The following is a 24,166-nucleotide window of genomic DNA, read 5'->3' as shown; positions in this document are numbered from 1 at the left end:
CCTCCACAGCTTAGGAATCCGCTGTCTTATGCAAATTTGATTCCGGGCCCCACTTTCTCAGCCCAGACACATCCTTTACTCAGGACGACTCAAAGGTTTCTCCCTAGCTTGTGGCAGCGCCCACAGCGGGCGCCAAGAACCTTCGAGGAACGGGATGTTTGGCATCTATCTCAAGCGCGAGCTGAGCCGGCGCAAGAAGGCGGCTCTGGTCATCGCCATGGGTCTGGCGCTCGGTATCGCCCTGGTCATCACCGTCAACTCGGTGTCGGCCGGCATGCAGCAGGCACAGGACAAGGTCCTCAAGTCGCTGTACGGGCTCGGCACGGACATGACCGTCACCAAGGCCCAGGCGGCGCCCTCCGGCAACGCCTCGGGCAGACCCAAGTTCGACTTCGACGCCAAGTCGGACAGCAGCGACACCCAGAGCTCGGACCGGGTGATGACGCAGGGCGGTCAGGCCCTGAAGTCCTCGCTCGTCGAGAAGGTCGCGGCCCAGAAGGGCGTGGCGAGCGCGGTGGGCGCGCTGAGCCTGAACGTCACCAAGGTCGACGGTTCCTTCACCCAGGGCAAGGCGAAGTCGTCGACCACCCAGCAGCAGGGCGGCGGCCAGGGCGGTCCCGGCGGCGGCACCAGCACCGGCCAGCCGCAGGTGCAGGGCGGCGGCGCCTCCTTCGACGTGAACTCGTACTCGGTGGCCGGCGTCGACGTCACCCACCAGGACCTCGGCCCGCTCGCCACGTCGAAGATCACCAAGGGCAAGACGTTCACGACGTCGCAGACCAACGCGAAGGTCGCGGTGCTCAGCAAGTCGTACGCCAAGGAGAACAAGTACACGGTCGGCAAGACCATCAAGATCTCCGGCACCAAGTACACGGTCATCGGTATCGCGACGCCCGACAGCAGCGAGTCGACCACCGACGTCTACCTGCCGCTGAAGCAGGCGCAGACGCTCGGCGACTCGAAGAACAAGGTCACCACGATCTACGTCAAGGCGACCGACTCGAAGCAGATCGACACCGTCAAGACGACCATCCAGAAGAACATCGACGGGACGACGGTCACCACCTCCGCCGACCTCGCGGACACCGTCTCCGGTTCGCTGTCGACGGCCTCCAACCTGGCGACCAGCGTCGGCAAGTGGCTGTCCATCGCGGTCCTCGTCGCCGCGTTCCTCGTCGCCGCGCTGCTCACCTCCTCGGCGGTCAGCCGGCGCGTCCGTGAGTTCGGCACGCTGAAGGCGCTCGGCTGGCCCAGCGGCAAGGTCACCCGGCAGGTCGTGGGCGAGTCCATCGTGAACGGTCTGCTCGGCGGCGCCCTCGGCATCGCGATCGGTCTCGCGGCGGCGTACTCGGTCACCGCGATCAGCCCGACACTGACCGCGCAGCTCGGCTCCGGCGGGGGCGCTATGGGCGGCGGTCCCGGCGGCCAGGGCGGTCCCGGCCGGCAGGCCGCGTCCACCACCATGGACATCGCGCTGTCCGCGCCGGTCTCGCTGACCACCATCGCGCTCGCCGCGGGCCTGGCCATCGCCGGCGGTCTGATCGCCGGTGCGATAGGCGGCTGGCGCGCCTCCCGGATGCGCCCCGCCGACGCGCTGCGCAGCGTCCAGTAACCCTCTCCCTCCCCCTCCCCCCGACCGGGGCGCTCGTGTCCGTTCCCCCCGGGTCACGGCGCCCCGACCCCTTCCTTCTTCCTTCACGCTTTCACGGAGAACCCATGTACAAGCTCACCGGCGTCACCAAGCGCTACACGCGGGGCAAGGAGACGGTGGAGGCGCTGCGCGGCATCGACCTCGTCATCGAGGACGGCGACCAGCTCGTCATCCAGGGCCCCACGGGCGGCGGCAAGTCCACCCTCCTCCAGATGATCGGCGGCCTCGACCGTCCGTCCGCCGGCAGCGTCGAGCTGGACGGCGTGGACCTCGCCTCCATCAGCGAGGCCAAGCTGACCCGGCTGCGCGCCGAGAAGATCGGCATCATCTTCCAGGCGTTCAACCTCATTCCGACGCTGACCGCGCAGGAGAACGTCGAGACCGCGCTCGTGCCGCTGGGTGTGAAGCCCGCGGAGCGGCGCGAGCGGGCCGCGGACGCGCTGCGCTCGGTGGGCCTCGGCGAGCGGCTCAGCCATGTTCCGACCGAGCTGTCCGGCGGTCAGCAGCAGCGTGTCGCCATCGCCCGCGCGCTGGTCAAGAAGCCGAAGGTGCTGCTCGCCGACGAGCCGACCGGCAACCTCGACGAGGGCACCCGCGACGACATCATGGGCCTGCTCGAAGGGCTGTGGCACGAGTACGGGCTGACGTTCATCATGGTCACCCACGACTCGTCGATCGCCCGCCGGGCACCGCGCCTGGCCACCATCAAGGCCGGGCAGCTCACACTGACCGAGCAGGGCGGCGGGCTGCGGCGCGCCGCGGCACCCCAGTACGCCGAGCAGGGCGGCGGCCCGTACGGGCAGTAGCGGCTCGTACGGGCAGTAGCGGCGGCTCGTACGGGCGTTGGCAGTACGGCCGGTCAGGGGGGACTGATCCCCCCTGACCGCGGCCGCTCACCTCCCGAGAACGAGGGTGTGCGGGACGCCGTACGGGCGATCAGGCCTGACCGGTCTCGAAGTGGGAGATCCGGCCGTTGTCCTCGACGACGAAGCTCCACTTCGTGCGCATCTCGCCCCAGGTGTCGTTGCGGTAGCGGGCGATGAGGGCGCGGCCGCCCTTGGACTCGTTGTCGACGTTCATGTGGCCGTGGGAGGAGAAGATCTCCCGCTCGGTCCAGTCGGTGAGGTCACGGTCGGCCCCGTCGTCGGACATGGTCGCGCCGGAGGCGAGGAGGGCCTGGAACGCGTCCCGGTCGTGGGCGTTCACCGCGGTGACGAAGGCCCGGACGGCCGGGTCACTGAGTTTCGCTACCTGAATCGTCATGCCAGCAGACTCACACCGGCCCCCGGGCCTCGCCACCCGAACGGCGGCGCGGGCCGGTCGGGCACGGGTGATCGGTGCGACGGTGGAGGCACGGGAGGGGTTCGTTTCCCACTGTGTTTCCCGCTGTGTTTCCCGCTGTTCGTTCCGTCTGTTCCGGGAGTCGTCGTGACCTGTTTCGACCGAAGTGATCTGGGACTGCTGCTGCTCCGTCTGGGCACCGGCGGGGTACTGGCCGCGCACGGAGCGCAGAAGCTGTTCGGGTGGTTCGGCGGGGCCGGACTCGAGGGAACCGGTCAGTTCATGGAGTCCGTGGGCTACGCGCCGGGGAAGGCGAGCGCCACGGCGGCGGGACTCGCCGAGGCCGGCGGGGGCACGCTCCTCGCGCTGGGGCTCGCGACCCCCGCGGCGGGTGCGGCGGCGGCCGGCGCCATGGTGGGCGCGGCGGCGGTGCATGCGCCCAACGGGTTCTTCGCGCAGAGCGGCGGCTACGAGTACGCCGCGACCCTGGCCCTGTTGGGGGCGGGTCTCGCGGTGACGGGGCCGGGACGGTTGTCCGTGGACCATCGGCTCGGTCACGCCGTGAACCGCGGGTGGATGGTTCCGGTGGCGCTGGGTGTGACGGCGGCGGGCACGGCGGTGGTGGTGGGGGCGCGCAACAAGCGGCTGCGGCGGGCGGCACAGGGCGAGCAGGAGATGCTGTTCGAGGAGTGACGGGGCGTGGCAGGCTGCGCGCATGAGTGATCAGGGCATGGCTCCGGACGCATCCGCCGACCCCTGGGGGTCGATCGAGGACCTGCACTCCTGGCTGGACGCCCACCGGGCGCACGGCGGTCAGGAGGGCCTCCTGCTGCGCGTGCTGAAGCTGTCGGAGGAGGTCGGCGAGGTCGCCCAGGCGGTGATCGGGGCGACGGGCCAGAACCCGCGCAAGGGGACGACACACACGTGGGAGGACGTGCAGGCGGAACTGTGCGACGTGGTGATCACGGCGATGGTGGCGCTGCGCACGCTCGGCCCGGACGCGCGGGACGTGTTCGCCGCGCATCTGGCGAGGGTTACGGAGCGATCGCTGGGACCCCGAACCCCTTGAGGGGCGGCAGGACTTGACCACGGGCTACGAGCAACGGACGTATGCCGCCGGTGCCCTGGACGTCCGTCCGGTCGTCCGGTGTACGCACGACCGGAGTTGTTCACCCGGTGTACGTAGCGGGGCCGCCCCACGTTGGCGGGCGCGGCTGAGTCTTCTCGTCGACATCGAGCCGACGAAAGGGTCCCTGTGCTGGACTACGTTTCCCCCAAAGGCCGTCGTGCGGTTGCCGTGGCCACCGGAGTGCTTACGCTCGCCATCATGGGACCAGGTACGGGAAGCCAGGCGCGGGCGGCGAGTTTCGGCACCCCCGGCATCACACTGTCCGCGGCGTATCTGTCCGGCGCGGTCGGCGCGGCCGGGGACCCGGCCGTGACCGTGACCGTCGCGCAGAGCGGTGCCGACGCCGGGGCGCTCACGGTCACCGTCACCAAGAGCAGCAGGACCTCCGTGGCCACGACCGCCGACGTCGCCGTGACCGGCACCGGCGCCACCCGCCGGGTCGCCGTCGCCGCCCGCGGCCAGGGCTACACCGACCTCACGCTCAAGGTCACCGGCGTGGACGGGCAGAGCGCCTCGAAGACCCTGCACTACGCGGCGTCCGCCGCCGTCCAGCACGGCGCCGACACCCGCTACTTCACCGGTTCCAGCGACGCCTCGGCCGCCGTCGACGTGGGCGGGGGCCACGTGGTGGTCGCGGACGACGAGTCCAACGTCCTTCGTCTGTACGACCGTTCGGTGTCCGGCGCGCCCCTGAAGACCTGGGACTTCAGCTCGCGGATCGGGGTCTCGAAGGAGGTCGACATCGAGGGCGCCGCCCGCGTCGGCGACACGATCTACTGGACCGGCTCGCTCGGCAACAACAAGGACGGCGAGTACAAGTCCGCCCGCAACACGCTGTTCACGACCAAGGTGACCGGTTCGGGCGCGAGCACCTCCCTGTCGTACGGCGGCTCGTACGCGAAGCTCCGCGAGGACCTGGTGGCCTGGGACGAGGCGAACGGCGACCGCTACGGCTTCGCGGCGGGCACCGCGGACGGCCAAGTGCCCAAGCAGATCGACGGGTTCAACGTGGAGGGCCTGGAGTTCGCGCCCGGCTCGACCACGACCGCGTACCTCGGTTTCCGCGCCCCGCTGGCTCCCGCGGTGCCGGGCGGCAGGGCGCTCCTCGTCCCCGTCACCAACATCGACAAGGTGGCGACGGGCTCGTCCGCCGTCTTCGGTGCGCCGATCGAGCTGGACCTCGGCGGGCTTTCGGTCCGTGACATCCGTAGGAACGCGGCGAACCAGTACCTGATCCTCGCCGGTTCCTGGGCCGCCGACGACAACTCCGACCCGTACGCCCTCTACTCCTGGGACGGCGTCCCGGCGCACGCCCCGGTCAAGCGCCTCGACCTGCCGACCAGCGATCCGGGCGGCTGGGAGTCGGTCGTCGACGTGCCCGACCTCACCGTGTCCGGGGCCCGCGCCCAGCTGCTCACCGACGCCGGCTCGGCGGACCTGTACGGCGACGGCACGGAGGCCAAGGACCTCACCCACGACGAGTGGAAGAAGGCGCGGACGACCTGGTTCACGGTCACGAACTGAGCGCACGCGGCCGGGGCGCGGCCGCGGGCACGGTGGCTGCCTCGGCCGTTTCGGCTTGCCCCCGGCCTCGCGGCCGTACCGGCTTACCCCCCGGCCTCGGTCGGCGCAGGAGCCGCGGTCGGGAATGGCGCACGCCGGGACCGCCCCGCCCCGTGCTGCGCGATCACGCGTCGGGTTCAGCTCATTGCGTGAGCCGCTGTTAGACGGTCATGAGCACGGCGGGGCGAGTTCCCGGCCGCGGACGGGTGTCGCCATTGCCCTGTATGTCGCGGGCGAGGAGCATCGGCGGGGAGCCGAGTCCCAGCTGGAGGATCCGCATGGCAGCACCGCAGCAGACGCCCGCCTCCCCCGCCGTCCGTCTGATCTTCGAGTACGAGGGCGATACGGTGCGCCTCGTCTCCCAACAACCGGTCGATGCGGTGATCAGTGGCTTCGACGCCCCGCCCGAAGTGCGTCCCGGCAACTTCGTGGAGGTACGGGACGACAGTGGGCGGCGTCTCGCCCGCGTCCCCGCCCGCGGCGCCTTCGTGGAGAGCGCCGAGGTCTTCCCGGAGGACCACGCGGAGCCGATCACCCGGGTCGACGTGGAGGCCCGGGGGGCGTTCACGGTGATCCTCCCGGCACCGGCCGCGGCCACCCAGGTCGCCGTCGTCCGGGTCGCGCCGACGGGTCCCGAGGAGGGTGTGGCGCCAGGCGGCGGCGCCACCAGTCCACCGCCGGGAGCGGCGCCGGCCGTCGACCTCGCCACCTTCCGGCTCGAGCGGTAGGCGGCGGAGATGACCACGTCCGACGGCACCGTTCAGGGCCACACCCAGATCTTCGGATCCGCGCCGCGCAACCGGGCCTTCACCGTCGTACTGCTCGGTGACGGGTTCACCGCCGCCCAGCAGACCGACTTCAACAACGCCTGCGCGGCCTTCGTCACCGCGTTACGCGCCACTCCGCCCTACGACGAGCTCTCGCCGGCCATCAACGTCTGGCGGGTCAACGTCGCCTCCACCGACTCGGGCGCCGACGATCCCGCCGCGGCCGGCGGCACCGGCGCGACGGCACGCACCTATTTCGACGCGAGTTTCGGCGGCAACGGCATCCGGCGCCTCCTCATCTGCAACAACTCGACGGTCCTGACGACGGCCGCCGCGCAGGTGCCGGAGTTCTCCGTCGCCATCGTCGTCGTGAATTCCACGGTCTACGGGGGCAGCGGCGGGTCCGTCGGCACGTACTCCCTGGCCGGCGGCGCGACGGAGATCGCCCTCCACGAGATCGGGCACACCGCGTACGGTCTGGCGGACGAATACGCGTACTACGCCGGCGGCAACGAGACCGGGCACGATCACCATCCGGCGGGCGAGCCGGCCGAGCCGAACGTCACACTCAACACCCAACGCGCTTCCCTCAAGTGGGGCTGGGCGGTCGCCGCGAGCACGGCCCTGCCGACGATGAGCAACCCGGACTGCTCGACCGTGGACGGCCGGGCGAGCACGGTTCCCGCCGGGACGGTCGGCTGCTTCGAGGGTGCGCACTACTACCACTGCGGCGCGTTCCGGCCCGAGTACGACTGCAAGATGCGCGCGCTCGGCATCCCGTTCTGCCGGGTGTGCCGGCAGGTGATCTGGAACCGGATCGGCCCGCTCGCGACGCTGCCCGCCCGTCCCCGCACACCGATCAGCGTCGTCGCCCGCTATCCCGAGCATCTCGACGTCTTCGCGGTGGCGGCGGACGGGCGCACCATGTCCGACTGGTGGGACGCGGGCAGTGGCTGGGCCGGCTGGTTCCAGGTCTCGGGCGGGCTCGCCTCGCCCGGCGGAGCGGGCTCTCCGGTCACCTCGGTGGCGCGGTACGCGGGCCATCTCGACCTGTTCGTCGTCGGCACCGACAGCCGGGTCTACAGCACCTGGTGGGACCAGTCGAGCGGCTGGGCCGCCTGGTTCCGGGTCGGCACGCTCGTCGCGCGGCCCGGTTCGACGGTCAATGTCGTCAGCCGTTACAGCGACCACCTGGATCTGTTCACCACCGGGTCCGACGGCCGGACGATGTCGACGTGGTGGGACGCGCGTACCGGCTGGGCGGCGGACTGGTTCCACGTCAGCGGCGGTGTCGCGGCGAACGGCGCGACCGTCACCGCCGTCGCGCGCCACCCGTTCCACCTCGACGTGTTCACGGTGGGGACGGACAACCGGGTCTACAGCGCCTGGTGGGACGAGCGCAGCGGCTGGTCGGCGTGGTTCGCGCTGCCGGGCATCGTCTGCCGGCCGGACTCCACCGTGACCGCGGTGGCGCGCCATCGCGACCATCTGGACCTGTTCACCACCGCGTCCGACGGCCGGATCATGTCGACGTGGTGGGACGCGCGCAGTGGCTGGGCCCCGTGGTTCCAGGTGTCGGGCGGTGCGGCGTCGGCGGGCTCGCCCGTGACCGCCGTGGTGCGCTACACGAACCACATGGACCTGTTCGTCGTCGGTACTGACAACCGGATCTACTCGACCTGGTGGCACGACACCACGGGGTGGGCCGCCTGGTTCAACGTGTCCGGCGGCGTCGCCAAGCCCGGCAGCCAGGTCGCGGCGCTGTCCCGGGTCACCGAACACCTGGACGTGTTCGCGGTCGGCTCGGACGGCCTCGTCCACAGCGCCTGGTGGGACGCGTCGGGCGGCTGGTCGGGCTGGTTCCAGCTCGGCATCACCTGAGCGGGCCCGAGCAGCCACCCGAAAGGGCTCTGACCTGGCCATGTGGCCAGGTCAGAGCCCTGAGGACAGACGAGTCGGCCGCGCGTGCGGACCCCGTTTCCTGAAATCCCCCCGCTCCGTGCGACGGACCCGCCGCCCTGCCCCGTAGAGCAGACGACATCAGCTCACAGGGAGGGGAGCGCGACATGGCAGGGCACAGGGTCAGAGGCACCAGGGGTACGGCGATCGCGGCGGCGACCATGGCGGTTCTGACCGCGTCACAGGCGCCGGCGGCGGTCCCGGCACGGGCCTCCGTACCCCCGCGGCAGGCGCCCGCCGAGCACGGGCCGAGCGCGTCGGGCGACACCCGGTACCGCACCGAGCTCCCACCACTGCGGACCCGGGACCGCAAGGGCGGGGCGTCGGTGGCGGGAGCCGCGCTGCCGGCGAGCGTGTTCGCCGCCTACCGGCACGCCGAGGCGGAGCTCACGCGCACCGCGCCCGGCTGCCGGCTGCGCTGGCAGTTGCTGGCCGCGATCGGCCAGGTGGAGTCCGGGCAGGCGCGCGGCGGTCGGGTGACGGCGGACGGTACGACCCTGGCGCCGATCCTCGGGCCGCGGCTGGACGGCGGCGCCTTCGCCGTCGTGCGGGACACCGACGGCGGCGCGTACGACGGGGACCCGGCCTACGACCGGGCGGTCGGACCGATGCAGTTCATCCCGTCGACCTGGGCCCGCTGGGGCACGGACGGCAACGGCGACGGGCGGGCCGACCCGGACAACGTCTTCGACGCGGCGCTCGCCGCCGGGCGCTACCTGTGTGCGGGCGGGCGAGACCTCTCCGACCCGGCCGAACTCGACCGGGCTGTCCTCGGCTACAACCACTCGGAGGCGTATCTGCACACGGTCAGGGCCTGGTACGCGTACTTCCTGGAGGGGCACCGGGTGGTGTCGGACAGCTCCGCGAAGGCGTCGACACGCCCCGAGCCGTCGCAGCCGAAACCCACGCCGAAGCCGGCACCGTCCCCCCGCCCCAGAGCCTTCCCGTCCCGGACTCCGTCCGCGCCTGCCTCGCCGGCCCCCACCAGGTCACGTTCGGCGGGCGGGGCCGAGGGGACCGAGCAGCCCCAACTCCCCCGGCCCGGCACGGACATCGAGCTGCCCGGCGACGACCTGCTGCCCAGCGACGGTCCGCTGACCAGCAACGGTGTGAACTCGATGGCCTCCTCCCCCTCCACAACCGCGGATACTGGGCGGTAATGTCGCCACCCGCCGGACGGCACAGGACCGGCGGCTGAGCGCAAAGGGGCTCTCATGGCGACGGACATGCCGGACATGCCTGCGGAGATACAGGCGGCCCACGACCGTTGGCAGCGCATGTGGAGCCACCGCGAGCAACTGCTCAAGGTGGCCCGGCGCAGGTCGATGAGCCCGGAGGACGCCGAGGACGCGGTGCACGAGGCGATGCTGCGCGCCGCGGAGCGCCCCGACTTGGACGACGAGCGCCTCGGCGCCTGGCTGACGACCGTGACCATGCGGCTGTGCGTCGATCGGTACCGCCAGGTCAACCGTGAGGCCGAGGTACACCGCAGCCCCACGCTCGCCGCGCCGGGTCCGGTGCCCGTCGAGGAGGCGGTGTGCGACCGGGCCGAGGCCAGGTGGCTGGCCGTGCGCAGCGGGGAGCTGCCCGCGCGCCAGGCCGAGGCGCTCCGGCTGAAGTCCGAGGACCTCGACGTCGGCCAGGTCGCCGTGCGCATGGGGCTGAGTTATCGCACCGTCGAGTCGCTGCTCGCCCGGGCCCGGCGCACGCTGCGCAGCTCGCTGGCCGGAACGCTGGGCCTCGCCCTGTTCCTGTGGGGGCGCGGCAAACCGCGCGCGGGCGGACACACGCAGGCCGCGGTGGTGACGTCGACGGCCGCGACCCTGGTGGTGGCGGGGTTCGTGTTGCCGTACGTCCACAACGGGGACGGGCAGGGCACAGCTCCCCGTCCCTCCGTGTCCCGCATGGCCCAGACGACCACCCAGACCGTCCGGCCCGACGGCTTCGGCAGGGTGGCCGCCCCGAACGGCCGTGCTCTGTCGGCCGCCTCGACGTCTCACGCAGCGACGCCTACGGTGCCGCCCGGCGATCACGACCGGTCGCTGCTGCCTCTGTCGGTGCCACCGCTGCCGGATGCCTCGCTGTCACCGGTGCCGTCCGTCCCCGGCGTGTCCGACCTGCCGAGCGTGCCCGGCCTCTCCGATCTGCCGACCACGTCCACGGTCCCGACGACGCGTCGGGCCCTCCCGGAGGCTCCCGCCACGCCCCCCGCGCCGGCCGACGTACCGACCCCGACCGTACTGCCGTAGCACCGCCGGAAAAGGCACTGCCGCAGCACCAGCGGAAATGGCGCGGCCGCCGAGCTGCCGGAAACCCGGCCGCAAGACCCCCGAAAAAAACCGCCTCCGTCGCGACGGACGCCCGGCCCCTCCCCGTAGAGCAGATGTCGGAGCTGCTCCACGGCCGAAGGGTGGACCGGATGGGTGTCGAGATCTGTGTGGAAGGGCTGACCAAGTCCTTCGGTCAGCAGGTCATCTGGCAGGACGTCTCGCTGACGCTGCCCGCCGGGGAGGTCTCGGTCATGCTCGGCCCCTCGGGCACGGGCAAGTCGGTGTTCCTCAAGACGCTCGTCGGACTGCTGAAGCCGGACCGGGGTTCCGTGAAGGTCGCGGGCCGGGACGTCACCAAGCTGCGCGAGCACGAGCTGTACGAGGTGCGGAAGCTGTTCGGGGTGTTGTTCCAGGACGGCGCGCTGTTCGGCTCGATGAGCCTGTACGACAACATCGCTTTCCCGCTGCGGGAGCACACCCGTAAGTCCGAGAGCCAGATCCGGCGCATCGTGCTGGAGAAGATGGACATGGTCGGGCTGATCGGTTCGGAGGGGAAGCTGCCCGGCGAGATCTCCGGTGGGATGCGCAAACGGGCCGGGCTGGCACGAGCGCTGGTCCTCGATCCGGAGATCATCCTGTTCGACGAACCGGACTCGGGCCTCGACCCGGTGCGCGTCGCGTACCTCAACCAGCTCATCGTCGACCTCAACGCGCAGATCAACGCGACGTTCCTGATCGTCACGCACGACATCGCCTCGGCCCGCCAGGTGCCGGACAACATCGGGCTGTTGTTCCGCCGTGAGCTGGTCATGTTCGGGCCCCGTGAGGAGCTGCTGACCAGCGACGAGCCCGTCGTACGGCAGTTCCTGAACGGCCGGATGCAGGGGCCGATCGGGATGGCGGAGGAGAAGGACGCCGCGCAGGTCGAGCAGGAGCTGGCGCGGCTCGGCGACACGGACCGCGAACCCCGCCACGTCGGCAACGACATGACGCCGCGCCTGATGCCGGGCCCCGGCATCGCCCGTCCGGCCCGCTGGGAGGCGATCGCGAGACGCGAGGCCGAACTGCACCGGAAGGCGGTGACCGGCGCATGAGACTGTCACCCACCGGGGCGCTGAGGCACTCGGGGAGCCTCTTCGCGATGGCGCTGGACGTCGTCCGGACCATCCCCCGACGGCCTTTCCAGGCGCGGGAGTTCATCCAGCAGGCCTGGTTCGTCGCGAGCGTCACCATCCTGCCGACGGCGCTGGTGTCCATCCCCTTCGGCGCGGTCATCGCGCTGCAGATCGGCAGCCTGACCCGGCAGCTCGGCGCCCAGTCCTTCTCCGGGGCCGCCTCGGTCCTCGCGGTGCTGCGGGAGGCCTCGCCGATCGTCACCGCGCTGCTGATCGCGGGCGCCGGCGGCACGGCGATCTGCGCGGATCTCGGGGCGCGGAAGATCCGCGAGGAGATCGACGCGATGCAGGTGCTGGGCATCGACCCCATCCACCGGCTGGTCGTCCCGCGGGTCCTGGCGTCGATGGTGGTGGCGGTGCTGCTCAACGGCCTGGTGTCGGTGGTGGGCGTCGCGGGCGGCTACTTCTTCAACGTCGTCCTGCAGAACGGCACGCCGGGCGCGTATCTCGCCTCCTTCACCACGCTCGCCCAGCTCTCCGACCTGTGGGCGGCGGAGGCCAAGGCGCTGGTGTTCGGGGCGATCGCCGCGATCGTCGCCTCGTACAAGGGACTCACCGCGAAGGGCGGCCCGAAGGGCGTGGGCGACGCGGTGAACCAGTCGGTGGTGATCACCTTCATGTTGCTGTTCGTGACGAACTTCGTGATGACCGCCGTGTACTTCCAAGTCGTTCCGCAGAGGGGCTGAGTCGTGGCGCTGCTGAATCGTCTGGAGGAACTGGGCAGCCAGTTGTCCTTCTACGGCCGCTCGTTGGCGTGGACGGGCCGCACCGTACGCCGCTACAAGAAGGAGATCCTGCGGCTGCTCGCCGAGGTGAGCTTCGGACGCGGCGCCCTCGCCGTCGTGGGCGGCACGGTCGGCGTCATCGCCTTCCTGTCGTTCTTCACCGGCACGGAGGTGGGCCTCCAGGGCTACGCCGCGCTCAACCAGCTCGGCACCTCGAACTTCGTGGCGTTCCTCTCGGCGTACTTCAACACCCGGGAGATCGCGCCACTGGTGGCGGGGCTCGCGCTGTCCGCGACGGTGGGCGCCGGGTTCACGGCGCAGCTGGGCGCGATGCGGATCAGCGAGGAGACCGACGCCCTCGAAGTCATGGGCGTGCCCTCGCTGCCGTTCCTGGTGACCACCCGGATGATCGCCGGTTTCGTCGCGGTGATCCCGCTGTACGTGGTCGGGCTGCTGTCCTCGTACTTCGCCGCCCGCACCATCACCACCGGCTACTACGGGCAGTCGGCGGGCACCTACGACCACTACTTCCAGCAGTACCTGCCGCCGGTCGACGTGCTGTGGTCCTTCGGGAAGGTGCTCGTCTTCGCCGTCCTGATCATCCTGGTGCACTGCTTCTACGGCTACTACGCGAGCGGCGGCCCGGCGGGCGTCGGCGTCGCCGTGGGCCGCGCCGTACGCACCTCGATCGTCGCGATCAACGTCCTGGACTTCTTCCTGTCGCTCGCGATCTGGGGCGCCGGCACGACCGTCCGGATTGCGGGGTGAGCCGGATGAGAGTGCTGAGACTGCGGTTGTACGGCGTCGTGTTCCTCGCCGTGCTCGCGCTGCTGCTGTCCCTGTCCGTCGCCGTGTACCAGCAGGTGTTCACCCCGGCCGTACGGATCAAGTTGGAGGCCGACAGCCTCGGCAACCAGCTCGATCCGCGCGCCGACGTCAAGCTGCGCGGGCTGCTGGTCGGCGAGGTGCGCGCGGTGCATGCCGACGGGACGAAGGCGACGCTCGACATCGCGCTCAAGCCGGAGTACGTCGCGTCCATCCCGTCCGACGCGCACGCACGCCTGCTGCCCAAGACGCTGTTCGGCGAGAAGTACGTCGACCTGGTCGCGCCCGCGCGCTCCTCGGCCCGGCCCATCCGCGCCGGCGATGTCATCACCCAGGACCGCACCCGCGTCGGCATCGAGCTCCAGCAGCTGATGAACGACCTGCTGCCGCTGCTGCGGACCGTGCAGCCCGGCAAGCTCAACGCCACGCTCTCCGCGTTCGCCACCGCCCTCGAGGGGCGCGGCGACCGGATCGGCGACAACCTCACGCGCGTGGAGGACTATCTGCACCGCCTCAATCCGCACCTGCCCTCCCTCACCGAGGACTTCGCGCGGCTGGCCGACGTCGCCGAGGTGTACGGCGACGCGGCTCCCGACCTGATGGAGATCCTGCGCAACACCGTCACCACCAGCCGCACCCTGGTCGAGCAGCGGGACCGGCTCGCGTCCGCGCTCACCACGACGGCCACTGCCGCGGGCACCGCGGACGACTTCCTCGACGCGAACGGTGACCGGCTGATCACCCTGGGCCGGGTCTCCCGCCCCACGCTCGACCTCTTCGCCCGCTACTCGCCCGAGTACCCCTGCCTCTTCGCCGGCCTGGTGCGCGAGGAGCAGGCATCCGAGCAGGCGTTCCGGGGCGGCAAGATGCACATCACGCTCGAGGTAGTCCGACAGCAGGGGGCGTACGAACCCGGCGAGTATCCGCGCTACGACGATCGATCGGGGCCCAACTGCCGCGACCTGCCCCATCCGCCGGTGCCCGCGCCCGGGGTCCACCTCAACGACGGTTCGACGAAGGGAAGTGCGTCCGGCGGCCCGGGCGGCGTCTCCGCCACCCGGGCCGAGCAGCGCTCCGTCGGCTCGCTCGTCGCGCCCGTCTTGGGTGTGCCCGCCGACCAGGTGCCGCCGGTCGCGACCCTGCTGTTCGGACCGATGGCGCGCGGGACGGCGGTGAGCGTCGCATGAGGATCACGAGGATCATGAAGACCGCGAAGACCGCGAGGACTACGACGTCCACGAGGACGTCAGGAGCCCGGCAGGCCGCCGCCCCGCTGATCAAGTTCAGCCTGTTCGCGCTGGTGACGATGGTGGCGACGACTCTGCTCGCCGCCACCATCGTCAACATCTCCCTCACCCCCGAGCACACCTATCGCGCGGTGTTCAGCGACGTCACGGGCCTGGAGAAGGGCGACGACATCCGGGTGGCCGGGGTGCGGGTCGGCCAGGTCGAGGGCATCCGGATCAAGGACCGGACGCTGGCTGAGGTCACCTTCACTGTCGGTGAGGACCGGCCGCTCCTGAACAGCACCGGCGCGGTCGTCCGCTACCGGAACCTGGTCGGACAGCGATACGTCGCCCTGACCGAGGGCGCGGGAGACGCCACCCGGCTGAAGCCCGGCGCCACGATCCCGCTGTCGCGCACCCAGCCCGCACTGGACCTCAACGCGCTGCTGAACGGCTTCAAGCCACTCTTCGCGGCGCTCAGCCCGCAGGACGTCAACCAGCTCGCCACCGAGATCATCCGGACCCTCCAGGGCGAGGGCGGCACCGTCAACAGCCTGCTCGCGCACACGGCTTCGCTCACCACGACGCTGGCCGGCCGCGACAAGCTGATCGGTTCGGTGATCGACAACCTCAACACCGTGCTGGAGACGCTGGACCAGCGCGGCGCCCGCTTCTCAGGGCTGCTCAAGCAGCTGCGGCGGGTGATCTCGGGGCTGTCCGCCGACCGCAAGCCCATCGGGCAGTCCCTGGTGGGCATCGGCGACCTGACGGACGCCACCTCGGGGCTGCTCAAGGACGCGCGTCCGCCGCTGAAGGACGACATCGCCGAGCTGACCGATCTCACCGGAACGCTGAACAAGAACGAGAACACCGTGGAGGGCGTGCTGAAGCGGCTGCCGAACAAGCTGGGCGAGCTGACGGGGACGGCGTCCTACGGCTCGTGGTTCAACTTCTACCTCTGCGACTTCGACGGCCGGATCGTGCTGCCGAAGACGAAGCAGGTGCTCACTCCCGAGCTGCACGTGGCGAGGGCGAGGTGCGGCGCATGACGAAGCACTTCCTTCCGCGCAGGACCCGTAAGCGCCGCCCGGAGCCGCTGGTCAAGGTCCGTATCGACCCGCCCAAGCTCCCGAAGATTCGGCTGCTTCCGCGCCGGGCACCCCGCCCCCGCCGCCCGGAACCCCTGGTGAAAGTCCGCATCGACCCGCCTCGGATACGGCTTCCACGGATCCGCCGTCCGCGCCTCACCCCGTTCCGTGAGCGAAACCCCGTGGTGATCGGAGCCGTCGGCCTCACCTTCCTCGCGCTGCTGACCGTGGCCGCGTTCAACGCCGACAGCCTGCCGCTGATCGGCGGCGGCGAGACGTACAGTGCGGCCTTCTCGGAGGCGGGCGGCCTCAAGCCCGGCGACGAGGTGCGGATCGCCGGTGTCAAGGTCGGCAAGGTCAAGGACGTCGATCTGGACGGTGACCACGTCAAGGTCACCTTCAAGATCAAGGGCGATCCGGGGTTCGGCACCGAGACCGGCGCCTCGATCCGGGTCAAGACGATCCTCGGCGCGAAGTACCTCGCGCTGCGTCCCAAGGGACCGGGACAGCTGAAGCCCGGCAGCGAGATACCGCTGAAGAGGACGGTTCCGGCGTACGACGTCGTACAGGCGTTCAGCGATCTCACCACGACGACGGAGAAGGTCGACACCGACCAGTTGGCGAAGGCCCTGGACACCATCTCCACCACGTTCCAGGACTCGCCCGCCGAGGTACGGGCGTCCATCAAGGGCCTGTCGAAGATCTCCCGTACGGTCGCCTCGCGCGACAAGGCGCTGGGCGAACTCCTCGACCACGCGAACGGTGTCACCGGCGTACTGGCCGAGCACTCCGAGGACTTCACCGCGCTGGTCAAGGACGGCGGCAAGCTGTTCAAGGAGATCAGCAAGCGGCGCAAGGCGATCCACAAGCTGCTGAAGAGCTCCGCCGCGCTCGGCATCGAGCTCTCCGGCCTCGTCGAGGACAACGACAAGGAGATCGGGCCCGCGCTCAAGGGCCTGAACCGCGTGGTGCAGATGCTCGAACGGAATCAGTCCAGCCTCGACCGGAGCGTCAAGCTGCTCGCGCCCTACGTCCGGGTCTTCACCAACGCCCTCGGCAACGGCCGCTGGTTCGACAGCTACGTCCAGAACCTGGTCGCCGCTCCGGTGGTGCCGCGGACGGGAGGCGCGCAGTGAAGAACCTGAAGAGGCGCGTGGCCGTGGTCACCGCACTCGCCCTCGTCGCCGCGCTCACCTACGTGCTGTGGCCGCGCTCCGAGTCCGTGCACGTCACCGCGTACTTCCCGCGCACCGTCGGCATCTACCCCGGCTCGGACGTCCGCGTCCTCGGCGTCCGGATCGGCGAGGTCGAGAAGATCACGCCGGAGGGCGACCGGGTGCGGGTGGAGCTGAAGTACGACGAAGGCCGCAGGGTGCCGGCGGACTCCAAGGCCGCCATCATCAACTCCTCGGTGGTCAGCGACCGTTACGTACAACTGCTGCCGGTGTACCGAAAGGGCCCGGTACTGCGGAACGGCGCCGTCATCCCCGAGTCGCGGACGGCCGTACCGGTCGAACTGGACCGCGTCTTCGGCAGCCTGCACACGACGGCCGACGCGCTCGGCCCCCAGGGCGCCAACAAGGACGGCTCGCTGTCGCGGCTGCTCGGGGTGAGCGCGGACAACCTCGACGGCCAGGGCGAGAACCTCAACCGGACGGTCGAGGACCTCTCGCAGGCCGTCACCACGCTGTCCGACGGCCGCAAGGACCTGTTCGGCACGGTGCGGAACCTACAGGTGTTCACGGCGGCGCTGTCCGCCGACGACAAGAGCGTGCGGTCGTTCAACACTGGCCTCGCCGAGGTCGCCGGACAGCTCGCGGGCGAGCGCAAGGACCTCGCGGACGCGCTCAAGAACCTGGGGACGGCGCTCGGTGACGTGTCCGCCTTCGTGAAGAACAACAAGAGGTCCCTGAACTCGAACGTGAAGGGCCTGAGCAAGGTGACCAAGGTGCTCGTCACCCAACGGGCCGCTCTGGCCGAGCTGTTGGAGGTGGCTCCCACCGGCCTGTCGAACCTGAACAACGCCTACAACCCGTCCGCGGGCACCCTCGACACCCGCAACAACGCCCAGCAGGCACAGGATCCGGCCGCGCTGATGTGCTCCGTACTGAAGACGACCGGCGACGAAGGCGGCAAGAACCCCGACTGCAAGGAGCTGAAGAAACTCTTCGACTCCCTGCCGAAGGTGCCTCAGGGCTCCGCGGTGACGGGAACGGTCGACCGCACGCTCGGCGGCATTCTGGGGGCGAGCGCATGAACGCACTGCGCAAGGTCGGGGCGGTGGCGTGGGCCGCGGTCGGCTCGCTGCTGCTGTCCGGCTGCGAGTTCAACGGCTGGTACGACGTCCAGCTGCCCGGCGGAGCCGCCGCGGACGGCCACGCGTACCACGTCACGGTCGAGTTCCGCGATGTCCTCGACCTGGTGCCGCAGTCGGCGGTGAAGGTCAACAACGTCACCGTGGGCGCGGTCGAGGAAGTGCAGCTGGACGGCTGGCACGCGCGCGTACGGCTGCGGGTCGCCGACTCGGTGAAGCTGCCCGCCAACGCGGTCGCGGAGCTGCGGCAGACCAGCATGCTCGGCGAGAAGTACGTCGCGCTCTCCACCCCGCCCGGCACGGCCCCCGTGGGCCGGCTCGGCGACGGCGACCGCATCCCGCTGTCCCGCAGCGGCCGCAACCCGGACATCGAGGAGGTGCTGTCCGCACTGTCCGCGCTGCTCAACGGCGGCGGAGTGGCCCAGCTCAAGACGATCACCGTGGAGCTGAACAAGGCCCTGGACGGCCGGGAGGACCGGGTCAGATCGCTGCTCAAGGAGCTGAACACCTTCATCGGTGGCCTGGACGGCCGGCGAAAAGACATCATCCACGCCCTCAAGGCCGTCGACCGGCTCGCGGGGCGGCTCGGCAAGGAGAAGAAGACGATCGCCCAGGCCGTCGACACGATGCCGCCCGCTCTGAAGGTCCTCGCCGACCAGCGGCGCGATCTGACCAGGATGCTCACCGCCCTGTCGAAGCTGGGCACAACGGGCACCAAGGTGGTCAACGCCTCTCACGACGACACGGTCGCGAACCTCAAACAGCTGCGGCCGATCCTGCAACAGCTGAACAAGGCGGGCGCCGATCTGCCCAACTCCCTCGAGCTGCTGACCACTTACCCGTTCCCGCGCAACGCGGTGGACGCCGTCAGGGGTGACTACGTCAACCTCGACATCACGGCCGACCTCGATCTGTCCGCCCTGTACAGGAACTTGGCGGGCGGATCCGACAAGTCCGGCGGCGGGAACGGCGAGTCCACGCAGCCCGAGACCCCCGATATACCCGACCTCCCGGACCTGCCGACCGTCCCGACCCCCACCGCGCTGCCCAGCGCACCGAGCCTGCCGTCGTCCCCCTCGATGCCGTCGGCCCCGTCGGGCGGCGGCGGTCCGTTGTGCCCGCCGGTGTGCACCAGCAGCTACACCACCCGAGGAGAGCCGCCCGAGGGGATCGACCTCGCGCTCGCAGAGCTGATGCTGAAGGGGGTTCAGCCGTGATCACACGTACGGTCAAGGCCCAGTTGCTCGCCTTCGCCACCGTCACCGCCGTCGGGGTCTCGTACGTCGGCGCCGAGTACACGGGCCTGGTGGACGACGTCCTGGGCCGCGGCTACACCGTGCGGGCGGACTTCGCCGACTCCGGGGGCATCTTCCCCGGCGCCGAGGTCACCTACCGCGGGGTGCCGGTGGGCCGCGTCGGCGCGCTGCGGCTGACCGGCTCCGACGGCGTCTCGGTCGCCCTCGACATCAAGGACGGCGTGCCGCGCATTCCTGCGGACACCCTGGCCGTGGTGGCGAACCGCTCGGCCGTGGGCGAGCAATACGTAGATCTACAGCCGCGAACTTCGCATGGCCCATATCTCCTCGACGGCAGCGCCATCCCGCGCGGCAGCACCCGCGTGCCGCTGCCCACCACGGACCTCGTCCTCAGCCTGGACCGGCTGGTCGACTCGGTCGGCAAGGACGACCTGCGGGTCACCGTCGACGAGCTGGGCAAGGCATTCTCCGGCACCGGCCCGAACCTGAGCCGGCTGGTGGACTCGGGCAACGCGCTCGTGGAGTCGGCCTCCGAGTCACTCCCCCAGACGATCTCGCTGATCGAGGACTCGCGAAAGGTCCTCAAGACACAGGCCGACCAGGGCTCGTCCATCAAGTCGTTCGCGCACGATCTGGCGGCGCTCAGCGCACAGCTGAAATCGAGCGACGGGGACCTGCGCAAACTGATCGGCAACGCGACGCCGGCCGCGCAACAGGTGAACTCCCTGCTGAAATCCACCGGCCCACGGCTGTCGGTCCTGCTGGCCAATCTGATCAGCGGCGGCCAGGTCACGCTGGCCCGCCTGCCCGGCGTGGAGCAGTCCCTGGTCACCTTCCCGGCGCTGGTCGCGGGCAGCTACACGGTCGTCCCGGGCGACGGCACCACCCACTTCGGCCTGGTGGTGAACGCCGACGACCCGCCGCCGTGCACCCAGGGATACGGGACAACACGGCGTGACCCCTCGGACACCAGCACACGCGAGGCGAACACCGACGCGCGCTGCACCGCCCCGCGCGGAAACAAGACGTCGGTGCGGGGCGCGCAGAACGCCCCCGGCGCGTCGACCACTTCCGGCGGTACGAACCAGGCGGCGTATGTCACGCCGTACGACCCGGAGACCGGCACCGCGACCGGCCCGGACGGAAGGCCCGTCGAGATCGGCTCGACGGGCGGCCAACAGGCCGTTTTCGGAAGGGAGTCATGGCAATGGCTACTCGTCGGACCGATGGCATGAGCAGAGCCATGAGAAGTGTCCTGTCGGGCAGGGCCTGGTCGGTGGGGCTCGTCGTGGCGACCGTCCTCGCCACCGCGCTGACGATCTGGCTGAGCTTCGGGCTCTACAACCAGCGCGAGGCGGAGCAGCGGCGCCAGGACCTCCTGGCCGCGGCCCGCCAGTCGGCGCTGAACTTCACCTCGCTCGACTACCGGCACTACGACCGGGACAGCGCGAACGTCCTCGAGGGCGCCACCGGCGACTTCAGGAAGCAGTTCGCCGCGCAGACGGAGGAGCTGACGCAGCTGGTCACCCAGAACAAGTCGGTCTCCGATGGCCAGGTTCTGGAGGCGGGCATCGTCCGGTCCGACGAGCACTCGGCCCGCGTCCTGGTGGTCGCCGACAGCAAGGTGACCAACACCGCCGCCCCCAAGGGCGAGGCGCGCACCTACCGCCTACAGCTCGACCTGGTGCAGCGAAACGGCCGCTGGCTGACCTCCGACGTCGAGTTCGTCGGCTGACCGCTCCCTCCCCCCCCCCCGCCATACGACCCATGAGGACATGAGGAGTAAGACCGTGGCGAAGACGACCACCCGAAGCCGCGGCTCCGGTGCCGGATCCGGCACCGGGCGCACCATGACCGCGGCCGCCCGCGCGGCGGCCAAGCGCGCGGAGCGCGGCCACCGCGAACCGGACCCGGCGTCCACCGACGAGGTGGCCCCGGGACGGCCCGAGGCACCGGCCGCCGGCCGCACCGTGCTCATCGAGGCCCCCGATGAGGACGGCTGGGACGACCCGCCCGAGCCCTCGCCTGAGTGCTTCGAGGAGGACCCAGCGCAGGAGGAGGGCGAGCCCGGCCGCGGTACGGCTACGCGGCACGGTCGGCGGCGGCTGCTCACCGCCGCCCTGTGTGTCCTGCTCCTGGCGGGTCTGGTCGCGGCCACCGTTCTCGGGTGGCGCTACCGGGAGGGCGTGCGGGCCGAACAGGCACGCGGTCAGGCACTCGCGGCCGCACGCCAGGCGGCGCCAGTCGTGCTGTCGTACGACTACAGGCACCTGGACCGCGACTTCGCCGCGGCCCGCGCCCGGCTCACCGGCCACTTCCGCGACGAGTACCGGAAGACCACCACGACGGTGGTCGGCCCGACGGCCAGGAAATACCACGGGGTGGTGAAGGCGACGGTGACGCAGCCCACCGGCGGCTCCCCGGCAGCCTCCGTGATCTCGGCCTCGGCGGACCGCGCCGTGGTCCTCCTCTTCGTCAACCAGGTGACCACGAGCACCCAGGTCTCGGGCTCCCGCGTGGACCTGAACCGGGTGCGGATGACGGTGGCCCTTACGTCCCACGGCTGGAGGGTGAGCGGGGTCGACGCGCTCTGACGCGGACGCCGCCTGGTCGGCGTAGGCGCGGGCATCGGCGTATTCGACGTAACGCTCCATAAGAGGCGGCCGCACCCCCGGCCGTACGGGATCACCAGGTGTGAGCCACGTCCACCACGAGATGGTTGGCCGTCTGGAAGACCCGGAACGGCAGCCGGGCGCGGACGCCCAGTCCGGCCTGGGTGTAGCCCTCGGAGCCACCTGTGAACTTGAACTCCCGGAAGGTCCGGTACCCGGTGACGTCGACGGAAGGAAGCGGCGGGTAGGGCTGTCCGGTCGCCGGGTCGTAGCGCGGGGAGAACAGCGAGATCTCCAGAATGGCTCCGCCCTTGATCGGAACCACGACGTCGCTCGGGTCCTGGTGCAGTACGTCGACGTAGCGGACCGTGTAGCCGATCGGGTCGGCCGCCGTGCCCTGGGCGTCGAAGACCAGACGGTCGAAGCACTCGTGCTGTCCGGCCCTCACGTCGGTCAGTCGCCTGGAGGCAGCGGAGTCACCGGTCTTGTCCAGGCTCCCCCACGTCACGGCGCAGTCCACGGCCGTCGGCGCGGCCACCGCCGGAACCGTGCCGGCCAACAGACCGCCGCCCGCCAGCATCATCGCGGCCAGTGCAGTACCTATCCGTCGCATGACTACCCCCGGTAGCTCGCGTAGGTGTGTGTCTGTTCAGACCGGCGGCCTTCCGGAAGGTTGTGCACAGTGGAGCAGCCCATTGCGGCGCAGGGGCCCGTCCAGCACCAACCGCCCCGTGAGACCTCAGCGCTTTCCGCGTGCGCAGCAAGGCCGACCGGTTACCGTCGGCCCGACCGCCGCACCACTCCTGTCGTTACGGCTTACGCGCAAGTCCACCGTGCTCGGCGATGACCTCCGGGACGCCCGAACCGGGCTCCGGACGCCACTCCGTCACCGAGACGACACCGGGCTCGACAAGCTCCAGACCGTCGAAGAACGCGGTGATCTCATCGATGGAGCGCAGGTTGTACGGAACGGCGCCGCTGTTGTTGTAGGCGTCCTGGGCCTGCTCGAAGACCGGGTCGATGCCACGCGACCCGTCGTTGATGGAGAGGTAACTGCCCGAGGGCAGGGCTTCCATCAGCCGGGTGACGATGGAACGGGCCTGATCGCAGTCGGCGACGTGACCCAGGATGTTGCTGAGGATGAGCGCGGTGGGACGACCGAAGTCCAGCGTCTCGGCGGCGACCTCGAGAATGTGCTCCGGGTCCGTCACGTTGGCGTCGATGTAGGCGGTCGCGCCCTCGTCCGTGGAGTAGAGCAGCGCACGGGCGTGGGCGAGCACCATCGGATCGTTGTCGACGTAGACGATCCGCGCCTCGGGAGCGAGCCCCTGGGCGACCTCGTGGGTGTTCTGCGCGGTCGGAAGGCCGGTGCCGACGTCCAGGAACTGCCGGATGCCCGCCTCGGAGACGAGATACGCGATGTTGCGACGCAGGAAGGCACGACTGGAGCGGGCGATGGTGACGATCCCGGGAAACACCTCGGTGTACGCGTCACCGGCCGCCTCGTCGACGGGGTAGTTGTCCTTGCCGCCGAGCCAGTAGTTCCAGATACGGGCGGAGTGCGGCACCGACGTGTCGATCTTCTGCTGCTTTGCCGGCTCGGGCGTCGTCACAGGGTCGCTCATGATTCGTGTACGTCCTTCAACCGGGGCGGGATCATTCGCCGCACATCCTACGATCGAACTCCCGTTTCTTACTTGCTAGTTCATGTCTTCCTCCCGACAGCTCGCCGCACCGGGAGCGCAGTTCGTTCGCGCCACCCGCAGCGACGGCGCACCGTTGCGGTACCTCTTCGCCCCTGAGCGGGAGTCGTTCGACGAGTTCATCGCCGACGGCGAGAGCTGGACCGTCCGCCAGGGAGGACACCCCATGGCCCTCTGGGACGCCATCGAGCGTGCCCTTGTCGCCCGGCAAGACAACGGCAGTCCAGGTATCGAGACTGTGCGGCTCCGAGTCACCGACAGATCGCACTTGTACTGGATCGACAGCAGCCCGTTGCTGCGCTGGGAGCATCGGCTCGCCTGAACCGCCGCCCTCCGAGGAAGCCGCCGCCCAGCTCGCCGGAAGGACGACGAACCGCTGTCACAGCGGGCCGCCTCCAGCCCCACGAGGCATGGCTCCTTTCATGGCTGTGGACGTAGCCGCGCAGCCCCGTTCGAACCAGTGCGAACCGGGGCCCAGCGAAGCCCGCCAACACCCAAAAAGGGCCTCTGACCTGTGTTTTCACTGGTCGGAAGCCCTAGGAGGCAGACGAGTCGGGCTGTACGCCGGGGAGAGCTACCGCAACGCTATGACCTGTGCAAACGCGCAGGAAGGACGCTTCCG

At 70.4% G+C, this 24,166-nt stretch carries 24 protein-coding genes; 21 read left to right on the top strand and 3 right to left on the bottom strand.

Annotation, left to right across the window (positions count from 1 at the left end; translation table 11 throughout):
- Positions 1-154 precede the first annotated feature (154 nt).
- Both SAVERM_RS30485 and SAVERM_RS30480 read left to right on the top strand, forming a co-directional pair.
- Complete coding sequence (locus SAVERM_RS30485; RefSeq protein WP_010987314.1) at positions 155-1,612, top strand: ABC transporter permease; 1,458 nt, start codon at positions 155-157, stop codon at positions 1,610-1,612.
- A gap of 104 nt (positions 1,613-1,716) precedes the next feature.
- Positions 1,717-2,457, top strand: a complete 741-nt coding sequence (locus tag SAVERM_RS30480) for an ABC transporter ATP-binding protein (RefSeq protein WP_010987313.1) — start codon at positions 1,717-1,719, stop codon at positions 2,455-2,457.
- 130 nt (positions 2,458-2,587) lie between these two features.
- On the opposite strand, the gene SAVERM_RS30475 is transcribed toward SAVERM_RS30480, so the two are convergent.
- Positions 2,588-2,914 carry a hypothetical protein gene (locus SAVERM_RS30475; RefSeq protein ID WP_010987312.1) on the bottom strand — a complete coding sequence of 109 codons (327 nt, stop codon included), beginning with the start codon at positions 2,912-2,914 and terminating at the stop codon, positions 2,588-2,590.
- Positions 2,915-3,079: 165 nt separating this feature from the next.
- Between SAVERM_RS30475 and SAVERM_RS30470 the strand changes: the two genes are divergently transcribed.
- The 18 genes from SAVERM_RS30470 to SAVERM_RS30385 all read left to right on the top strand — a co-directional run bounded on the left by SAVERM_RS30470 (position 3,080) and on the right by SAVERM_RS30385 (position 21,823).
- The gene (locus SAVERM_RS30470; RefSeq protein ID WP_010987311.1) at positions 3,080-3,625 is read left to right on the top strand and encodes a DoxX family protein; all 546 of its coding nucleotides are present in this window, start codon (positions 3,080-3,082) and stop codon (positions 3,623-3,625) included.
- Between the two features lie 22 nt (positions 3,626-3,647).
- Positions 3,648-4,001: a MazG-like family protein gene (locus SAVERM_RS30465; RefSeq protein ID WP_010987310.1), complete on the top strand. Its 354-nt coding sequence runs from the start codon at positions 3,648-3,650 to the stop codon at positions 3,999-4,001.
- 258 nt (positions 4,002-4,259) lie between these two features.
- Entirely contained in the window at positions 4,260-5,585 is a 1,326-nt protein-coding gene (locus SAVERM_RS30460; protein WP_237528920.1) for a hypothetical protein, read from the top strand.
- Positions 5,586-5,902: 317 nt separating this feature from the next.
- Complete coding sequence (locus SAVERM_RS30455; RefSeq protein WP_107083251.1) at positions 5,903-6,352, top strand: hypothetical protein; 450 nt, start codon at positions 5,903-5,905, stop codon at positions 6,350-6,352.
- Between the two features lie 9 nt (positions 6,353-6,361).
- On the top strand, positions 6,362-8,272 hold the full coding sequence (locus SAVERM_RS30450; RefSeq protein ID WP_010987307.1) for a M64 family metallopeptidase: 1,911 nt from the start codon (positions 6,362-6,364) through the stop codon (positions 8,270-8,272).
- Positions 8,273-8,457: 185 nt separating this feature from the next.
- Positions 8,458-9,510 carry a lytic transglycosylase domain-containing protein gene (locus SAVERM_RS30445; protein WP_010987306.1) on the top strand — a complete coding sequence of 351 codons (1,053 nt, stop codon included), beginning with the start codon at positions 8,458-8,460 and terminating at the stop codon, positions 9,508-9,510.
- Between the two features lie 54 nt (positions 9,511-9,564).
- Entirely contained in the window at positions 9,565-10,599 is a 1,035-nt protein-coding gene (locus SAVERM_RS30440; RefSeq protein ID WP_010987305.1) for an RNA polymerase sigma factor, read from the top strand.
- A 170-nt stretch (positions 10,600-10,769) separates the two neighbouring features.
- Positions 10,770-11,714, top strand: coding sequence for an ABC transporter ATP-binding protein (locus SAVERM_RS30435; RefSeq protein WP_037645809.1), 945 nt, complete (start codon positions 10,770-10,772; stop codon positions 11,712-11,714).
- Positions 11,711-12,481: an MlaE family ABC transporter permease gene (locus SAVERM_RS30430; RefSeq protein WP_010987303.1), complete on the top strand. Its 771-nt coding sequence runs from the start codon at positions 11,711-11,713 to the stop codon at positions 12,479-12,481. The genes SAVERM_RS30435 and SAVERM_RS30430 overlap by 4 nt, the downstream gene beginning before the upstream one ends.
- A 3-nt stretch (positions 12,482-12,484) precedes the next feature.
- The gene (locus SAVERM_RS30425) at positions 12,485-13,288 is read left to right on the top strand and encodes an MlaE family ABC transporter permease (RefSeq protein WP_010987302.1); all 804 of its coding nucleotides are present in this window, start codon (positions 12,485-12,487) and stop codon (positions 13,286-13,288) included.
- Between the two features lie 5 nt (positions 13,289-13,293).
- A complete protein-coding gene (locus tag SAVERM_RS30420; protein ID WP_037645807.1) occupies positions 13,294-14,532 on the top strand; it encodes an MCE family protein in 1,239 nt (412 codons plus the stop codon).
- A 14-nt stretch (positions 14,533-14,546) separates the two neighbouring features.
- A complete protein-coding gene (locus SAVERM_RS30415; protein WP_037645804.1) occupies positions 14,547-15,620 on the top strand; it encodes an MCE family protein in 1,074 nt (357 codons plus the stop codon).
- On the top strand, positions 15,617-16,795 hold the full coding sequence (locus tag SAVERM_RS30410; RefSeq protein WP_010987299.1) for an MCE family protein: 1,179 nt from the start codon (positions 15,617-15,619) through the stop codon (positions 16,793-16,795). The genes SAVERM_RS30415 and SAVERM_RS30410 overlap by 4 nt, the downstream gene beginning before the upstream one ends.
- Entirely contained in the window at positions 16,792-17,916 is a 1,125-nt protein-coding gene (locus SAVERM_RS30405) for an MCE family protein (protein ID WP_010987298.1), read from the top strand. The genes SAVERM_RS30410 and SAVERM_RS30405 overlap by 4 nt, the downstream gene beginning before the upstream one ends.
- The gene (locus tag SAVERM_RS30400) at positions 17,913-19,190 is read left to right on the top strand and encodes an MCE family protein (RefSeq protein ID WP_010987297.1); all 1,278 of its coding nucleotides are present in this window, start codon (positions 17,913-17,915) and stop codon (positions 19,188-19,190) included. The genes SAVERM_RS30405 and SAVERM_RS30400 overlap by 4 nt, the downstream gene beginning before the upstream one ends.
- Positions 19,187-20,464: an MCE family protein gene (locus tag SAVERM_RS30395; RefSeq protein WP_010987296.1), complete on the top strand. Its 1,278-nt coding sequence runs from the start codon at positions 19,187-19,189 to the stop codon at positions 20,462-20,464. Before SAVERM_RS30400 ends, SAVERM_RS30395 begins: the two co-directional genes overlap by 4 nt.
- A gap of 8 nt (positions 20,465-20,472) precedes the next feature.
- The gene (locus SAVERM_RS30390; RefSeq protein WP_107083252.1) at positions 20,473-20,964 is read left to right on the top strand and encodes a hypothetical protein; all 492 of its coding nucleotides are present in this window, start codon (positions 20,473-20,475) and stop codon (positions 20,962-20,964) included.
- Positions 20,965-21,019: 55 nt separating this feature from the next.
- The gene (locus SAVERM_RS30385; RefSeq protein ID WP_037645599.1) at positions 21,020-21,823 is read left to right on the top strand and encodes a hypothetical protein; all 804 of its coding nucleotides are present in this window, start codon (positions 21,020-21,022) and stop codon (positions 21,821-21,823) included.
- 91 nt (positions 21,824-21,914) lie between these two features.
- Here the strand turns inward: SAVERM_RS30385 and SAVERM_RS30380 are convergent, their stop codons facing one another.
- Together SAVERM_RS30380 and SAVERM_RS30375 are read right to left on the bottom strand one after the other, a co-directional pair.
- On the bottom strand, positions 21,915-22,454 hold the full coding sequence (locus SAVERM_RS30380) for an AMIN-like domain-containing (lipo)protein (RefSeq protein ID WP_010987293.1): 540 nt from the start codon (positions 22,452-22,454) through the stop codon (positions 21,915-21,917).
- 196 nt (positions 22,455-22,650) lie between these two features.
- Complete coding sequence (locus SAVERM_RS30375) at positions 22,651-23,466, bottom strand: SAM-dependent methyltransferase (protein ID WP_010987292.1); 816 nt, start codon at positions 23,464-23,466, stop codon at positions 22,651-22,653.
- A gap of 82 nt (positions 23,467-23,548) precedes the next feature.
- Between SAVERM_RS30375 and SAVERM_RS30370 the strand changes: the two genes are divergently transcribed.
- Positions 23,549-23,866: a methyltransferase domain-containing protein gene (locus tag SAVERM_RS30370; protein ID WP_010987291.1), complete on the top strand. Its 318-nt coding sequence runs from the start codon at positions 23,549-23,551 to the stop codon at positions 23,864-23,866.
- Positions 23,867-24,166 lie beyond the last annotated feature (300 nt).

It is taken from the genome of Streptomyces avermitilis MA-4680 = NBRC 14893 (genome assembly GCF_000009765.2).
GTDB lineage: Bacteria > Actinomycetota > Actinomycetes > Streptomycetales > Streptomycetaceae > Streptomyces > Streptomyces avermitilis.
This window is presented reverse-complemented; position numbering and strand designations above follow the sequence as displayed.

Bases quoted from the DNA above. Each gene is read 5' to 3' on its own strand.
- SAVERM_RS30465 (WP_010987310.1), top strand. From the start codon at position 3,648: ATGAGTGATCAGGGCATGGCTCCGGACGCATCCGCCGACCCCTGGGGG.
- SAVERM_RS30410 (WP_010987299.1), top strand. From the start codon at position 15,617: ATGACGAAGCACTTCCTTCCGCGCAGGACCCGTAAGCGCCGCCCGGAG.
- SAVERM_RS30375 (WP_010987292.1), bottom strand. From the start codon at position 23,466: ATGAGCGACCCTGTGACGACGCCCGAGCCGGCAAAGCAGCAGAAGATC.
- SAVERM_RS30450 (WP_010987307.1), top strand. From the start codon at position 6,362: ATGACCACGTCCGACGGCACCGTTCAGGGCCACACCCAGATCTTCGGA.
- SAVERM_RS30435 (WP_037645809.1), top strand. From the start codon at position 10,770: ATGGGTGTCGAGATCTGTGTGGAAGGGCTGACCAAGTCCTTCGGTCAG.
- SAVERM_RS30420 (WP_037645807.1), top strand. From the start codon at position 13,294: ATGAGAGTGCTGAGACTGCGGTTGTACGGCGTCGTGTTCCTCGCCGTG.
- SAVERM_RS30415 (WP_037645804.1), top strand. From the start codon at position 14,547: ATGAAGACCGCGAAGACCGCGAGGACTACGACGTCCACGAGGACGTCA.
- SAVERM_RS30370 (WP_010987291.1), top strand. From the start codon at position 23,549: ATGTCTTCCTCCCGACAGCTCGCCGCACCGGGAGCGCAGTTCGTTCGC.
- SAVERM_RS30390 (WP_107083252.1), top strand. From the start codon at position 20,473: ATGAGAAGTGTCCTGTCGGGCAGGGCCTGGTCGGTGGGGCTCGTCGTG.
- SAVERM_RS30475 (WP_010987312.1), bottom strand. From the start codon at position 2,914: ATGACGATTCAGGTAGCGAAACTCAGTGACCCGGCCGTCCGGGCCTTC.
- SAVERM_RS30430 (WP_010987303.1), top strand. From the start codon at position 11,711: ATGAGACTGTCACCCACCGGGGCGCTGAGGCACTCGGGGAGCCTCTTC.
- SAVERM_RS30380 (WP_010987293.1), bottom strand. From the start codon at position 22,454: ATGCGACGGATAGGTACTGCACTGGCCGCGATGATGCTGGCGGGCGGC.
- SAVERM_RS30445 (WP_010987306.1), top strand. From the start codon at position 8,458: ATGGCAGGGCACAGGGTCAGAGGCACCAGGGGTACGGCGATCGCGGCG.
- SAVERM_RS30440 (WP_010987305.1), top strand. From the start codon at position 9,565: ATGGCGACGGACATGCCGGACATGCCTGCGGAGATACAGGCGGCCCAC.
- SAVERM_RS30460 (WP_237528920.1), top strand. From the start codon at position 4,260: ATGGGACCAGGTACGGGAAGCCAGGCGCGGGCGGCGAGTTTCGGCACC.
- SAVERM_RS30400 (WP_010987297.1), top strand. From the start codon at position 17,913: ATGAACGCACTGCGCAAGGTCGGGGCGGTGGCGTGGGCCGCGGTCGGC.
- SAVERM_RS30480 (WP_010987313.1), top strand. From the start codon at position 1,717: ATGTACAAGCTCACCGGCGTCACCAAGCGCTACACGCGGGGCAAGGAG.
- SAVERM_RS30455 (WP_107083251.1), top strand. From the start codon at position 5,903: ATGGCAGCACCGCAGCAGACGCCCGCCTCCCCCGCCGTCCGTCTGATC.
- SAVERM_RS30485 (WP_010987314.1), top strand. From the start codon at position 155: ATGTTTGGCATCTATCTCAAGCGCGAGCTGAGCCGGCGCAAGAAGGCG.